Source organism: Tunturibacter psychrotolerans (assembly GCF_040359615.1).
GTDB classification, from domain to species: domain Bacteria; phylum Acidobacteriota; class Terriglobia; order Terriglobales; family Acidobacteriaceae; genus Edaphobacter; species Edaphobacter psychrotolerans.
Genome location: NZ_CP132942.1, coordinates 1105018 through 1118763, shown reverse-complemented (window position 1 = coordinate 1118763; position 13746 = coordinate 1105018). Strand labels below are relative to the sequence as shown.

The 13746-nt window shown below is 55.6% G+C and carries 13 protein-coding genes and 1 tRNA gene; 8 read left to right on the top strand and 6 right to left on the bottom strand.

What is annotated here, in order from left to right:
* Positions 1-13: 13 nt before the first annotated feature.
* Genes iscU through RBB77_RS04520 form a run of 3 tightly spaced genes read right to left on the bottom strand, consistent with a single transcriptional unit; the run spans position 14 to position 2275 of the window.
* Positions 14-430, bottom strand: a complete 417-nt coding sequence (iscU, locus tag RBB77_RS04530) for a Fe-S cluster assembly scaffold IscU (RefSeq protein WP_353065002.1) — start codon at positions 428-430, stop codon at positions 14-16.
* A 50-nt stretch (positions 431-480) separates the two neighbouring features.
* Positions 481-1761 carry an IscS subfamily cysteine desulfurase gene (locus RBB77_RS04525; protein ID WP_353065000.1) on the bottom strand — a complete coding sequence of 427 codons (1281 nt, stop codon included), beginning with the start codon at positions 1759-1761 and terminating at the stop codon, positions 481-483.
* A 46-nt stretch (positions 1762-1807) separates the two neighbouring features.
* Complete coding sequence (locus RBB77_RS04520) at positions 1808-2275, bottom strand: RrF2 family transcriptional regulator (protein WP_353064998.1); 468 nt, start codon at positions 2273-2275, stop codon at positions 1808-1810.
* Positions 2276-2434: 159 nt separating this feature from the next.
* On the opposite strand from RBB77_RS04520, the gene RBB77_RS04515 reads away from it, so the two are divergent.
* Positions 2435-2656: a hypothetical protein gene (locus RBB77_RS04515; protein ID WP_353064996.1), complete on the top strand. Its 222-nt coding sequence runs from the start codon at positions 2435-2437 to the stop codon at positions 2654-2656.
* Here the strand turns inward: RBB77_RS04515 and RBB77_RS04510 are convergent.
* Positions 2653-3225, bottom strand: coding sequence for a CDP-alcohol phosphatidyltransferase family protein (locus RBB77_RS04510; RefSeq protein ID WP_353064994.1), 573 nt, complete (start codon positions 3223-3225; stop codon positions 2653-2655). The two genes, RBB77_RS04515 and RBB77_RS04510, sit on opposite strands and share 4 nt — an antisense overlap.
* 79 nt (positions 3226-3304) lie before the next feature.
* Here RBB77_RS04510 and RBB77_RS04505 point away from each other — a divergent pair.
* The 7 genes from RBB77_RS04505 (at position 3305) to RBB77_RS04475 (ending at position 9399) form a co-directional block, all read left to right on the top strand.
* A tRNA-Val gene (locus RBB77_RS04505) sits at positions 3305-3381 on the top strand.
* Positions 3382-3512: 131 nt separating this feature from the next.
* The gene (locus tag RBB77_RS04500) at positions 3513-3761 is read left to right on the top strand and encodes a hypothetical protein (RefSeq protein ID WP_353064992.1); all 249 of its coding nucleotides are present in this window, start codon (positions 3513-3515) and stop codon (positions 3759-3761) included.
* 33 nt (positions 3762-3794) lie between these two features.
* Positions 3795-4103: an alpha/beta fold hydrolase gene (locus RBB77_RS04495; RefSeq protein ID WP_353067576.1), complete on the top strand. Its 309-nt coding sequence runs from the start codon at positions 3795-3797 to the stop codon at positions 4101-4103.
* A 295-nt stretch (positions 4104-4398) separates the two neighbouring features.
* Positions 4399-4605 (top strand): hypothetical protein, encoded by a 207-nt coding sequence (locus RBB77_RS04490; RefSeq protein WP_353064990.1) that lies wholly within the window; start codon positions 4399-4401, stop codon positions 4603-4605.
* A gap of 430 nt (positions 4606-5035) precedes the next feature.
* A complete protein-coding gene (locus tag RBB77_RS04485; RefSeq protein ID WP_353064988.1) occupies positions 5036-6397 on the top strand; it encodes a TolC family protein in 1362 nt (453 codons plus the stop codon).
* Positions 6398-6424: 27 nt separating this feature from the next.
* Entirely contained in the window at positions 6425-7726 is a 1302-nt protein-coding gene (locus RBB77_RS04480) for an HlyD family secretion protein (RefSeq protein WP_353064987.1), read from the top strand.
* A gap of 14 nt (positions 7727-7740) precedes the next feature.
* Entirely contained in the window at positions 7741-9399 is a 1659-nt protein-coding gene (locus RBB77_RS04475) for an MFS transporter (RefSeq protein ID WP_353064985.1), read from the top strand.
* A gap of 15 nt (positions 9400-9414) precedes the next feature.
* Here the strand turns inward: RBB77_RS04475 and RBB77_RS04470 are convergent, their stop codons facing one another.
* Together RBB77_RS04470 and RBB77_RS04465 are read right to left on the bottom strand one after the other, a co-directional pair.
* Complete coding sequence (locus tag RBB77_RS04470) at positions 9415-12063, bottom strand: glycoside hydrolase family 2 protein (protein WP_353064983.1); 2649 nt, start codon at positions 12061-12063, stop codon at positions 9415-9417.
* A 151-nt stretch (positions 12064-12214) separates the two neighbouring features.
* Positions 12215-13729, bottom strand: a complete 1515-nt coding sequence (locus RBB77_RS04465; protein WP_353064980.1) for an efflux transporter outer membrane subunit — start codon at positions 13727-13729, stop codon at positions 12215-12217.
* Between the last annotated feature and the right edge of the window lie 17 nt (positions 13730-13746).

The following is a 13746-nucleotide window of genomic DNA, read 5'->3' as shown; positions in this document are numbered from 1 at the left end:
CGTTGCTCTAAACTTAGTGAGCAACCGCAACCGCCGCCGTCTCGGCAACGTTATTCTTCTTCTTCCAGTCGCCGATAGCCGCACGGATCGCATCTTCCGCGAGCACCGAGCAGTGAATCTTCACCGGAGGAAGCGCAAGCTCCTTCACAATGTCCGTGTTCGTGATCGCCATCGCCTCGTCGATCGTCTTGCCCTTCACCCACTCAGTCGCGAGAGAGGAAGAAGCAATCGCCGAACCGCAACCGAAGGTCTTGAACTTGGCATCTTCAATCACGTTCGTCTCGGGATTCACGCGGATCTGCAACCGCATCACGTCACCGCACTCCGGCGCGCCTACAAGCCCGGTACCAACCTCGGCAGCACTCTTATCCAGCGTGCCAACATTCCGTGGATGATTGTAGTGGTCTACGACCTTATCGCTATAAGCCATCTTGTTCTCCTATCTCTTCTTACAAATCCCTAAGCACGAAGCCTTTAGACTTAGTGCGCTGCCCATTCAATCTTCGAAAGATCGATGCCTTCTTTCACCATCTCATACAGCGGCGAAAGCTCCCGCAGCTTCGAAACCACATCGATCACCTTGTCTGAAACATAGTCGACATCAGCCTTCGTATTGAAGCGGCCAAGACCGAAGCGGATCGAGCTGTGTGCTACATCATCGCCCAGACCCAAAGCCTTCAATACATAAGATGGCTCAAGGGTCGCTGAGGTGCAAGCAGAACCGGAAGAAACTGCAATATCGTTGATTCCCATCAAAAGGCTCTCGCCCTCGACGTAGACAAAGCTCATATTCAGGTTACCCGGCAGATGATGGTCCATATTGCCGTTCACATGCACATAATCCAACGCCTTCTCGAACTTGGCCCTCATGTAGTCGCGCAACTCCTTCTCGCGCTTCCCTTCAGCCTCCATCTCCTGACCTGAGATCTCGCAAGCCATCCCCAGCCCGACAATCCCAGGAACGTTCAGTGTCCCCGACCGCATTCCGCGCTCGTGTCCTCCGCCATTGATCTGCTCCGAAATCTGGACCCGCGGGTTACGCCGACGAACATACAACGCGCCTACGCCCTTCGGTCCATAGATCTTGTGTCCCGAAAGCGAGAGCACATCGATATTGTCCTTCTGCACATCGACCGGAATTTTACCCACCGCCTGAACAGCATCGGTATGGAAGATCACGCCTTTTTCATGGCAGAGCTTGCCGATCGCGGCAACGGGCTGAATCACGCCGATCTCATTGTTCGCATACATGATCGAAACCAGGATCGTCTTGTCATCGATTGCGCGCTTCAGATCCTCAAGGTCGATCAGTCCGTCTGCCTGCACCGGCAGATAGGTGACGCGATAGCCCTGTTTCTCAAGCTTCTTGCAAGTATCCAGAACGGCTTTATGCTCAGTCACCTGCGTGATGATGTGGTTGCCGCGTTCGCGATACATCTCGGCAATTCCCTTGATCGCGAGATTATTCGACTCGGTCGCTCCACTGGTAAAGATAATCTCCTTCGCGGTCGCACCAATCAGCTTGGCAATCTGTTCGCGCGCCTTCTCAACTGCCTGTTCCGCCTCCCAGCCAAATACGTGGTTGCGGCTCGCAGCATTGCCAAACACCTTGCCGAAGTAGGGCAGCATCGCATCCAGAACTCGCGGGTCGATCGGTGTCGTCGCGTGATTGTCCATATAGATCGGCAGCGTAACGCCAGCCGGTAATGGTGCTGATGATTCGCTAACCACCACGCCGTTATTACTTATCTCGTTGCTCATCGTCTCTCCCGAACGTCACTTCTGATTCTTCACTGATCTTGCCTGACTAAAGCGCGATGCTCACCAGACCGCCACCCACCGGGGCTCCCGATGCACCCTGCTCCGTATCCCCGGTTTCGATCAAATCCGCGATACTTAGTCCGCTCAACAAATCCTTGATGCTGTCATTCACCTTACGCAGTGGTTCTTTGATGGTGCAATGGCCCGCCAGGTCGCAAGTTCCGTGAATCGTAATGCAACTTGTAATAAAAAGCGGTCCGTCGATCGCCCGGATCACCTCGAACGCCGTAATCTCCGACGCGCTCTTGGACAGTGCGTAGCCGCCATTGGTCCCGGCATGCGAAACCAGCAGCCCCGCCTTCGCTAAAGTCTGTAGAATCTTCGCCAACAACTGTGGCGGGATATGGTACGCCTCTGCGATATCCTTTGCGCTGTGGGCACTACCGTTCTGCTGCTCTGCTAGATACTTCAGAGCCATCAGCCCATAGTCGGCTTTTTTGGTCAGACGCAGCATGTCAGATTTGTGCTCCCGCTACCGGAGAAGTCGAAAATCAGACAATTCCAGTCCTAGATAGTGTACGTCCAAAATTCCCGGTGCGCAACAGAGGATCGGACCCCTCCGGCACCAGTCCTGCAACCTGCTTTTAGCAGATAGAAAATCCGGAAATCCAGGTTGACAAGGGGTCTGCAGACGGGCAAAATCCATACCATTCACGTTTTTACTCCCCAAATGACCGCCATCTGCAAACATCCCATTGTCAAAATCGTTGCCCGAGAGGATGACGCCGAATTCGTTGAGTGCCAGAAGTGCGGAGAAGTCTTCGACTCAGCCGAATATAGCGACATCGCCATCGAAGAAGAAAACGCCCTCGCCGAGACCCCGTCCGACGACTAGACCGTCTGTTCCGGCGGTGAACTCATCCTGCGAAGCACAATCCAAGCATACTGCGCCGCGGAAAGCGGTGCCAATACGGCAATCGAGCGCACTAGAATATCTCGAAACGTCGCCAGCTCCGTCGACAAAAACAGCTTCTGACAAAGTACCGCAATCAGAGCGACGATCTGTACAAATGTGTTCAGCTTCCCGAATACACTCGGCCTGAAGTCGCGCAGAGTCCCGGTCACAAACAGAAGTGTCGAAATCAGGAGAATCCCCACATCTCTGCTGAAGACCAGAACCGTCACGTACAGCGGAATCAACCCTACATGCGTCAACACGACAAATAACGAACTCAACAAGAGTTTGTCCGCAATAGGGTCGAGATATTGCCCCAGAGTCGTCTTCTGACTCAACCATCGCGCCAACAATCCATCCAGCGCATCACTGATTCCGGCAAGCATAAACAACGCGAACGCGATGCCATAATGCCCATCCAGAATCTCGATCAAAAGGAAGGGGATAATAAAGAGCCGCATCAGCGTAAGCAGGTTCGGTGCGGCGCGAAATTGGCTTAGGAAGGGCACGTCGCAGGATCAATCCATCCTAACCCAACCCGCGAAGGTTGCCCCAGCATCAATCTCCGTTTAGACTGAAAGAACGCACAGGCGCGTAGCTCAGTTGGTTAGAGCGCTACCTTGACACGGTAGAGGTCAGCGGTTCGAATCCGCTCGTGCCTACCATTCCCTTTAATAGCGAAGATGGATGCCCGCGAAACTTCTCGCCTGCTGAATCTCACCTGCCTCGATCTACCCATCATTCTTATCTCTGCCACCGCACGGTTCAGAAGACGGTCATCGCTCGGAGTATTGCCTTGACATCAAACCAAGCAGACGAACCCATGGGTGCGATCAAGACACCAGAAAAAATCGATCATGAGCGCCGCCGCTTTTTTGGAGCTGTGGCCATGACCATAGCCGCCGCGCAGTTCGGCATCCTCGGTTTCGCAGCCGCCCAATCCAGCAAAGCGAACTCGGCAATTGTGCTCGCCATTAAGCCCGGAACGAACACGTCGTTCGCCTCACTCAAGCAGATCGATGCCGGCGTCTTGAATGTTGGATAAGCTGAAGCTGGGGCCCCCGACGGCCCTGCGGTAATTCTTCTCCACGGCTGGCCCTACGACATTCACAACTTCGTTGATGTCGCCCCTTTGCTGGCATCGGCTGGCTATCACGTAATCGTCCCGTATCTGCGCGGCTATGGCACGACGAAGTTTCTTTCCGCCGATCCCATGCGCAACGGTCAGCAATCCGCAGTCGCTCTCGACATCATCGCTTTAATGGACGCGCTCAAGGTCCAGAAGGCAACCGTCGCCGGCTTCGATTGGGGAGCGCGCACTGCAGACATCATGGCGGTCCTCTGGCCCGAACGCTGCAAAGCGATCATCTCCGTCAGCGGTATCTGATCGGCAACCCAGCAGCCAGCAAGATGCCGTTGGCGCCGAAATTTACGCTCGCGTTTTGGTACCAGTACTATTTCGCCACTGACATCGGGCAGGCCGGATACGAGAAATACCTGCACGATTTCGCGAAGTTCATCTGGCAGACCGCTTCGCCAAAGTGGGACTTCGACGATGCAACGTTCGAGCGATCCGCGGCGGCACTCAACAACCCTGACCACGTCGCTATCACGATCCAAAACTACCGCTGGCGCATCGGACTGGCCGACGCGAGCGGAAATACGACGACCTGGAAAAGCGATTGGCCGTTGCTTCGCCCGTCAGTGTGCCCGCCATCACCATGGAAGGCGACTCCAACGGTGCAATCCATCTCTACAGCGCAGCACATCGCAACAAGTTCTCGGGCAACTATGAACACCGTCTCATCACTGGCGGCGTCGGCCACAACCTGCCGCAAGAAGCTCCGCAAGCCTTCGCCAAAGCTGTCATCGACGTTGATGGCTTTTGAGACTGTGCGTAGACACTGTAGACCGCCAACAGAATCCGCAGGGAAGATACCCGACACCTCCTTTCCGATCTGAATATGTCGGCAAGGAAGAGCGCGTCTGCGCATATTTCGCCGTTGTGCGGAGCCGCGCACCGCTGGCTGAACAGTGCCTACTGACCTTATTGCTCCTATGATATGTTTTCCCTGCTGAACATTTTCACGTGAACTGCATCACTCCTACCTGGACAGGTTGCAGGGAAGGCCCTTCAGTGGAATGCAGGCCATGCATTGAAAAAGCTCGGAGAGAGGTGATCGCGGGTTTCTTCGCGCTTCGGGCGATCCGGGCTGACCTCTTCAGGTCGCAAGTCGAAGGCCGCTTCCAGTTGTCGAAAGATGCAACAGGCTTCTACGCTACCAGACAGCAGAGACATGTGCGCGTCACGGAGGAGTTATGAGCACTCGGGCGAACATCGCCGGTCCATCGCGCACTGTGGCGGTCGTCCTCTGCCTTCTGTTGTTCGCTGCTGTTTTATGTAAAGACGGACTCGGCCAATCCGCTCCCGTTTCGCCCCCTCAACCCATTTCTCTCACACTGAAGGACGCCGTGAAGCTGGCGTTGAAGCAGAACCCGCAGGTTGTGGCCTTGCGGCTGCTCTCTCTGGAAAGCGACCGCGAACGCCAGATCTCGCGCTCACCGTTACTGCCGCAGGCCAATCTCACAGGCCTCGGAGTGGTCAGGCAGTACAACTTGGCCTCGGTCGTGCGTACGGCCACGCGCAGCACGGGCGGCCCCTTTCAATTTATCCAGGCCGGCCCCGCCTTTTCGCAGTCGCTTTTTAATCTTCCCTTATTTCGCAATTACCAGATCTCCAGCGAAGGCGTTCGCGAAGCACACGCGCAAGAGAACATAACTCGAGAAGACGTTACCGCCTCAGTCGTAACTCAATACATCCTGGTACTCCGTGCCTTTGCGACTTATGACGCCGCAAAGGTCCGCGTCGCTCTCGCCGAGCGTCTTTACGAGCAAGCGTCAAGTTTGCAGAAGACGGGAATCGGCCTGAACATCGACACTACTCGCGCTCAGGTCGAGTTGCAGAACGAACGGCAGAACCTAATCGACGCGGAGACTGCGACTCACACCACGAACTACGTTTTGGCCGAACTGCTCGATCTTCCGCGCGATCAGGAACCGGTAGTCACAGATAAACTGCAGTTCTTCGATCTGCCCCAGTTTGAAGAAACAGCAGCCATCAACACAGCATTCGTGAGTCGTCCCGAGATGCAAGTGCAAGCGTCGCAAGAGCGCATCACCAATCTGGAACGGAAATCTGCGTTGGATGAGCGCGCCCCACAGATCGATTTCACTGGAATTTGGGTTTACCAGGGTTCGCGCTTCGACAACGGCATTCCCGCGTACAGATATCAGATCGCCTTCAACATGCCACTCTTCACCGGCGGCCGCATCCATGCCGAAGTTGCCCGCGCAGACCTGGAGCAAAAGCGTATCGCGCAGAACCGCCAACTACTCGAAGCGCGCATCGTTCGCGAAGTGAAGTCGGCGATCGTCGAACTCGACGCCGCGCGCAAAAACGTCGACGTCGCGAACCTGGGACTTCAACTAGCGAACGACGAAGTCGCGCAGGCCCAACGACGCTTCTCTGCCGGAGTTACCACCAATATCGAAGTTGTCACCGCGCAGGACGCACTAGCACGCGCAAACTCAAACCAAATCGACGCGCTCTATCGTTTCAACCAGTCCAGAGTCAATCTGGCCCAGGCAATGGGCGAGGTACAGAATACATATGCCAAGTAACGAGGCTTCCGAAAGAGAATCGCATCGATGAGCTCGACACCTACACCATCCGCTCCGCCGCCAGAATCTCCACCGGCACCGACGCCAGAAACGACGCCTTCCTTTCTGACGACGGCCGGCAAAGCGATTCGCGAGCTTCCTCGCCTGGGAAAACTCGCCCTGATCGCGCTCCTGCTTATCCTGCTTGTCGGCTGGTATATCTGGATGGGACAAGTCACCACGGAGGACGCGCAGGTCGACGCCCACATCACGGCTGTCGCATCCCAGGTCTCTGGTTACGTCGTCGCGCTGCCGATCAACGACAACGTAGACGTCAAAACAGGAGATGTACTGGTACAGATCGATCCCCGCGAATACAAAGCGGAGGCCGATCAGGCAAAAGCCGCCTACGATCTTGCCGAAGCCGAAGCGATGGCGGCCAAACTTCAGATCGGCCTGACGCGTGGCACCACAACACATAGCACCGGCGGTGCCGTGGCACAGAGCGAATCGGATACCGCCGACTATGCGATGGCGCAAACCCAACTGGAACGTGCTGCTACCGCAAACCTGCTTCAGGCGAAGGCAGAAGTCGCCGCCAAAAAGGCAACCAACGAGCGAGCTCAGGCCGACCTCGAACGCTACAAGCCACTCGTCGCAACCAACGACGTCTCCAAGTTTCAATTCGATGCCGTCGACGCAGCAGCACGCGTCGCGAAAAGCGACCTTGCAGCCGCCGAACAGCAAGTCGTCGCAGCGGAGCAGAATGTAGAGATCGCGAAGGCCACCTTGAGCTCGTCAAAAGCAAAGGTAGCGCGCTCGCAATCTCTCCTGCTGGAATCGAAAGCCCGCGAGCAACAAATCCCGATCACCGAATCGACATACAAATCTGCACTTGCAGGCGTCGAACGCGCCAAAGCCGTGTGGGACCAGGCTCTCCTCAATCTTGGTTACACCACCATCATCGCGCCGATCGCGGGCCAGGTAACCCAGCTGACCGTTCACCTCGGACAATACGTTTTGCCAGGAAATCTGCTTTTCACGTTGGTGCCGCTCGATAAGGTGTACATCACTGCAAACTTCAAAGAAACACAGATGGCTCACGTACATCCCGGTCAACGTGCGAAGATTCACGTCGACACCTACAACCGCGACTTCGAGGGCATCGTAGATTCCATTGCAGGTGCCGCCGGCTCCCGGCAGGCGCTGCTGCCTCCGCAGAATGCCACCGGCAACTTCATCAAAGTAGTGCAACGCCTTCCAGTAAAAATTCTCGTGAACCAAAGCCAGGACTCGCGCTTTGTCCTGCGACCGGGAATGAACGTCGAAGCTACCATCTACACTCGCTGAAGTGGCGGAGGGTCATGAGCTATCTTGCTGGCGGCAGTCTCGGGGGCCTCGAATCATGGGAAGAGGAATTCAGCCAACGGCTCAGCCAATCACTCATCCAACTGTCTCAGAGACACCGACTGATCATTCTGTTCAGTGTCGGCCTCGTGACCGCAATCGAAATCTCGAACCGACTCTCCATCAATGTTCTACTTCCGGACTTGCAGGGCAATGTCGCAGGCACTTCGGACGAAGTCAGTTGGGTAGTCATTCTCTACAATCTCGGCTTTTTGTGTTCCATGGCTATCAGTTATTGGATGACGCGCGTTCTCGGCTCACGCCGCCACCTGCTCCTCAGCATTGCGTTGTATGCTACTGGGGCTATCGGATGTTTTTCGAGCCCGCATAGCCTCAAGCTCTTGCTTATCTCGCGAGTCGTCATGGGCTTTGGCGGTGGGGCGTTTCTGGTTCGCACCGTTATCCTTATCCGTCTGATGTTCCCCGGCAAGGCCGGCATCTTCGCCGTATCTTGTCTTTACATAGAGCTTTGTGCTTTCGAAGCGGTCTACCCCGTCGCCATGGGTTGGATCTCCGATACGTTGCGTTGGAACTACGCCTTCCTGTTGGATTTTCCCTTCCTCGCTATTGGCACATTTCTGATCTGGAAATACTTGCCTTGGGGACATCTTTCCTTGCGAAGCGAAAAGTCTTACTTCGACGCTTGGGGCGGTGGCCTGCTGATTGCGGCGCTCGGGTCCATGCAGATTGCGCTCAGTAGAGGAGAGCGTGACCTATGGTTTCAATCGCCTTTCATCGTGTGTTTCCTGGTCATAGCAGTCGTTTGCTTCGCGGGTTTTCTTTGGTGGGACTGGAGACCTGAAAATCCCGCACCTGTTTTGCACCTGCGCACCATTTGGCGGCAGGCTTCACTACGAACCTACATATTGATCGTGGCTATCGTCGGCGCGATGTTGGGCGCCGGGCTTTACGTTCTGCCTCAATATCTGCGTTTCGTGCAAGACTACAGCGCAGCTCAGACAGGCGGCTTCATCTCGACCTACACAATCGGGTTGGGAATCGGTTTGCTGATGACAGTGCGTTACGGACTGCCGCGGCTTGGCGGAGTCAAAGTGGTCGCCGTCGGCGCGTCGATGATGACCGCTGCCTGCACCAACTTCATCTACATCTGGACGCCAACCACGCCAACCTGGCTTCTCGTGCTATCAATCTTCGCGCTCGGATTGTCGATGGGTCCGCTAGTCTCGGGTGCTTCCAACATTGCCACAAGCCAGGCAGCATCCTTCGACTTGAACGACGTCTCCACAAGTTACTTTTTTATTCGGCAGTTGGGAAACACATTTGGCGTCACCGCTGCAACAGTCATGTTTGACCGTCGCCAGACATTGCACTCTGCACGTCTTGTCGACGTGGCCAACCGTCTCGACCCAACGCTGCAGTCAACCCTAGCGCAATACTCGAGTCTGATCGAGCGCGATGGCGGGGCAGCCAGCAACCCGGCGCTCGGTGCCATCCAAATCTTTCAGTCGAACGTGATCACTCAGAGCCGGTTGCTCTCCTACATCGACATATACTTCGGTCTCGCCGTTCTCGGTGTGGTCGTGCTGATCTTGCTGCTCGTCGCACACCCAAAGAATGCAGCCGCCCCAGCACGCCCTCACTTCCACTTGTGGTGAGGGACCACCGAATCCTCACTTTGCCGAAATCATCGGCAGCCCCGTCACAGGCCAGTGCTCCACGAGTGCTTCAACATTAGCTTCAATCCCGGCCCCTGCCGACGTCCCAGCCACCACTCCAACGTTCCATCCATCCACCACCACCAACGCATCTTCTCCTTTTAGGTCCGAAGTCGCCGCTTCCATCGTGATCGTCTTCGTCTCATTCGGCAGCAGCGAAATGTAGTTATCGCTGTAATATACCGGCAGCACGCGCTCACCCGAGCGCTTCCGGCGCAACTGCAGATGCGTCATCAGCGCAACCTCCTTGCCGGGATTATGCAGCGTCACCGAGATCACGCTTTTTCCGTCAGTGTCGCTTCGGCTCACCTTCGCATCAAGCGTGATCGTCGACAGGCTGTCCAGCAGCTCTAGATCATCCTGATGATCCGGCAGCCCACGCCAGTAAAAGTTCTCCGAAATCACCTTCCCCGTCGCGTCCTTCAACTGCAGTTTCACAAAGTGAACTGGTGAAAGATTTGCAGGCCAAGCCACCGATCCAAGCGTTGTCGCCACGCTCGCGCCAGCAGACACATCAAAGTCGTGCTCATACTGCAACGAACCATCCAGGTTGTAAATCGCAAGATGAGCGTGGGCATTCTCCAATGACGTGTTCAGATTATTGATCACCTGAACCTCGCCAGTCGCTTCATTCAACTGAATATGAATCGGCTCCGCGGCTTTCTTCACTGCGAACAACGCGGAATTCGGTTCAAGATCATGATGATAAAGCTGCCACACAAAGCTCGGCTGCGCAGGATTGCTCATCCACGTAATCACGCCGGTCGTTGGATGAAACAGCTTCGCATTGCGTCCTTCATACATCGCCCGAAACGCCTCATAGTTCGCAAGCTGCGACTTCCGCACAAAATCCGCGAGATTCGCCACCTTGCCGTATCGATCCGCGATCATCGCCGGATATTTATCTCCATCCGCTGCGCCCTTGGCGAAGTCATGCTCCGCCCAGTCGTCATTGATCGTCTCCCAGTCTTTCTCCGGCATCATGCCGTGAATTGACTCAAGCGTCGGCACCGACACGCTTCCAATCTCAGTCTTGAAAGCTTCATCGTAGACATAAAACTCCCGAGGTGTTCGCCAGTGATAAGGGCCATGCGAATTGACCCCGCGACCATCAGCCGAGTTCGCCTGGTACAACCGAGTCGGTTCCAACTCTGTCATCAAAACCCGCAGCGCATCGTCGATCTTCTTCGGCGGATATCCTTCATTCCGCGCACACCACAACACGATCGAAGCATGGTTCCGAAACCGCAGAATTTTATCCCGCACATTCGCCATGTACGTGTCGAAGTCGTCGGGGTCAGGTCCATCCGAAGGATTTGGTTGAAAAAACTCATCCCACACCAGGATCCCGTACTTATCACACAGCTCATAGAAATCTTCGCTTGTGCTTTGCCCCACCCAGTTGCGAATCAAGTTCATATTCGCAATCTGGTGCATCCGAATCTGCGCCTCCAGCCGCTCCCGCGGATTGCGCTTCATCGCCTCATCCAAGCCCCAATTGCCTCCGCGAATAAACACACGAACGCCATTCACCGAGATCGTCAAATTTTCCGAGTCAGGCACCGCATACGTAAACTTGCGAACTCCAAAGCTCACATCCTTGCTATCCGAAGCCTTCCCATCCATCTCGAAGCTCAGGTGCAGCTTGTAAAGATTCTGTGGCCCATAGCCATTCGGCCACCAAAGCTTCGGATGCTCCACATGCATCGCCGGCGTACTCTTCGGGTCCACGGTAACCACCTGCGAACTATGCGGCGCCACCTCGACGTTCTGCGCAAAATTTACATCGCCGAAGCTTCCCTTCAACACGCCCTTCTGCGGCGTGTCCGTCACATTCTCCACCCTCGCCTGCAACGATATATCCGCCGAGTCCACCTTCGGCAGTGGAAGATCAGTCGTTACCAGCGGATCTTTAATCACGACCGGCCCACTCGCCGAAATAAAAACCTTCTGCCAAATCCCCGTATCCCGATCGCGAATCGCAGGAATCCAATCCCAGCCAATCGTCGAAAGAAACGTCGGTCCATCGATCGCTGTAATGCCGCCATTCTTGCCTACGCCGTCGCGAATCGTATGTTCATGCGGATCGCCAGGATGAGGTTGCGGCGACACCAGCACCGCAAGCACCGCCTCCTTCCCCGCTTTCACGTCTGGAGAAATTTCGAAGATCCCGCGCCGAAACGCGCCTTTCATCGCCCCAACCTGCCTTCCGTTCACCCACACCTGAGCGGAAAAATTGATCCCTTCGAGATTCAGCCAAACATGCTTGCCAGCGTACGCCTTTGGCACTTCAAAGACCGTGCGATACCAGTACGGAGTACGAGCTAGACTCTCGGGAATCTTGTCGGGACGATTATTCTCACCATACAGAGGCTCTGGGTAAACACCAGCATTCACCAGGCTTGTCAGCACCGTTCCCGGCACGATCGCCGAGTACCAACCCTGCGGCCTGAAGCTTGTAGAACTGACCGCGTCCCCAGTCTGCGTCACCTTCGCCGCATCCTGCAGCTGCCAACTAGCCGCGAGTGTTACCGGATCCGCAATAGATGAATCAGCCGCCCAAGCCACTGAACCCAACCCCATCGATCCAGCAACAAACAACAAAACTGACGCCAATCTCCAAACTCGCATTCGCATTCAACACACGCCTCTGATTTATTGATCTCTAGACTCGCCGAAATTTGTGACGCGTAAAGTTACACCGCGGCAGATATAGAAAACCCTACACGATCCTCGAGCAAAGGTCACCGCGGCGTCAACGCTGAACCGTTGTCTCCGCCTTCGTGAGTTTTTGCGATACCTGCGCCGGAGTAGGCAGTTGCGAGCGATCCCATCCTCCGCCCAACGCCTCAATCAGCTGAACCGAAGACGTCATCTCCTGCACTCGCAGGGTCGCCACCGCCTGTCTGTCGGTCAGCAGAGTCGTCTGTGCCGTCACCACATCGACGTATGGATCAATGCCCGTCTGATACCGAGCCGTCTCCAGCGTTACAAACTCTTCAGCCGACGTTACCGCCTGCTGCTGCTGAATCAGTTGCTGCGAAAGAATCCGAACCGAAGCGAGCGCATCCTCCACCTGCTGAAACCCCGTAAGAACAGTCTGCCGATAACTGGCGACGTCGGCGTTATAAACCTCCACAAACTGACGCACCGTCGCCCGACGCAATCCAGCATCGAAGACCGTCTCACTGACCGTTGGCCCAATGGACCAGAACCTGCTCGGCCAGTCGAACAGATGCTTGAACGTCGAGCTCTCGAATCCTCCTGATGCGCTCAACGCGACATCCGGATAGTACGCCGCCGTTGCGATGCCGATCTCGGCGTTTGCAGCCGCCATGTTTCGCTCCGAGGCAGCAATGTCAGGACGTCGTTCCAACAGCGCCGAAGGAAGACCGATCGGAATCGGCGGCGGAGTTACGCTCACAGGCTTAACTGGAATAGAAAAGTCTGATGCGTTGGCTCCTACAAGCATCGCGATCGCATGTTCGAACTGTGCTCGCGCCACACCAAGATTGATCGCTTGCGCCTGCACATTCTGCAGCGTGTTCTGCGCTTCCACCACTGAAATACGATCGCCGACCCCGGTATCATACTGCGCCTGCGTCAACTCCAGCGCCTTCTTATCCGCCTCCACCGTGTCATTCAAAATCGCCTGCAGCGCATCCTGACCGCGTATCTCGAAGAAGAACGTAGCGAGACTAGCCTGTTCTGTTAGTCGCTCATTCTCGAGATCCGCAGCACTCAACTGCGCGTTGTACTGCTCCTCGTGAATCGTGCTCCGTACTCTACCCCAGAGATCCGGCTCCCACGAAACCGTCGCTGGTAGAGAGCCCACAGAACTTTGCCGTCCGGGATTCGCAACACTGGAGGTTCCCAGATTTGACGACGTCTTGGCGCGTTGGTACGAAGGACCCACAGATGCGGTCGGATAAAGCTGCGATCGTGCCTGCGCGATCAGGGTCCGAGCCTCCATGAAGTTCGCGAAAAACTGCTTGATGTTCTGGTTATCGATGTTCAGTCGCTCTTCCAGCGTATTCAACTCGGGATCGTTGTAGATCTCCCACCACTTCCCATGCAGCATCGCGTCCTGCGGCTGCGCCACCTTCCAGCCATCCGTATCCTGAAACTGTGCCGGCGACTCTTTGTAAGTCGCAGGAGGCGCCTGAGCCACCGCCGGCGGCGTATGGTACTTCGGCCCGACCATGCATCCAGTCATCAGAAGCATCGCAAGTGTCGGGCATATCGCAAAGGTGAATTGAAGATTATTCATAGTTTTAGACATCCAAT

What these genes read in the sequence shown, in the direction of transcription:
- iscU (WP_353065002.1), bottom strand. Translation starts at nt 430, where the DNA reads ATGGCTTATAGCGATAAGGTCGTAGACCACTACAATCATCCACGGAAT.
- RBB77_RS04525 (WP_353065000.1), bottom strand. Translation starts at nt 1,761, where the DNA reads ATGAGCAACGAGATAAGTAATAACGGCGTGGTGGTTAGCGAATCATCA.
- RBB77_RS04520 (WP_353064998.1), bottom strand. Translation starts at nt 2,275, where the DNA reads ATGCTGCGTCTGACCAAAAAAGCCGACTATGGGCTGATGGCTCTGAAG.
- RBB77_RS04485 (WP_353064988.1), top strand. Translation starts at nt 5,036, where the DNA reads ATGAGCACTCGGGCGAACATCGCCGGTCCATCGCGCACTGTGGCGGTC.
- RBB77_RS04480 (WP_353064987.1), top strand. Translation starts at nt 6,425, where the DNA reads ATGAGCTCGACACCTACACCATCCGCTCCGCCGCCAGAATCTCCACCG.
- RBB77_RS04475 (WP_353064985.1), top strand. Translation starts at nt 7,741, where the DNA reads ATGAGCTATCTTGCTGGCGGCAGTCTCGGGGGCCTCGAATCATGGGAA.
- RBB77_RS04465 (WP_353064980.1), bottom strand. Translation starts at nt 13,729, where the DNA reads ATGAATAATCTTCAATTCACCTTTGCGATATGCCCGACACTTGCGATG.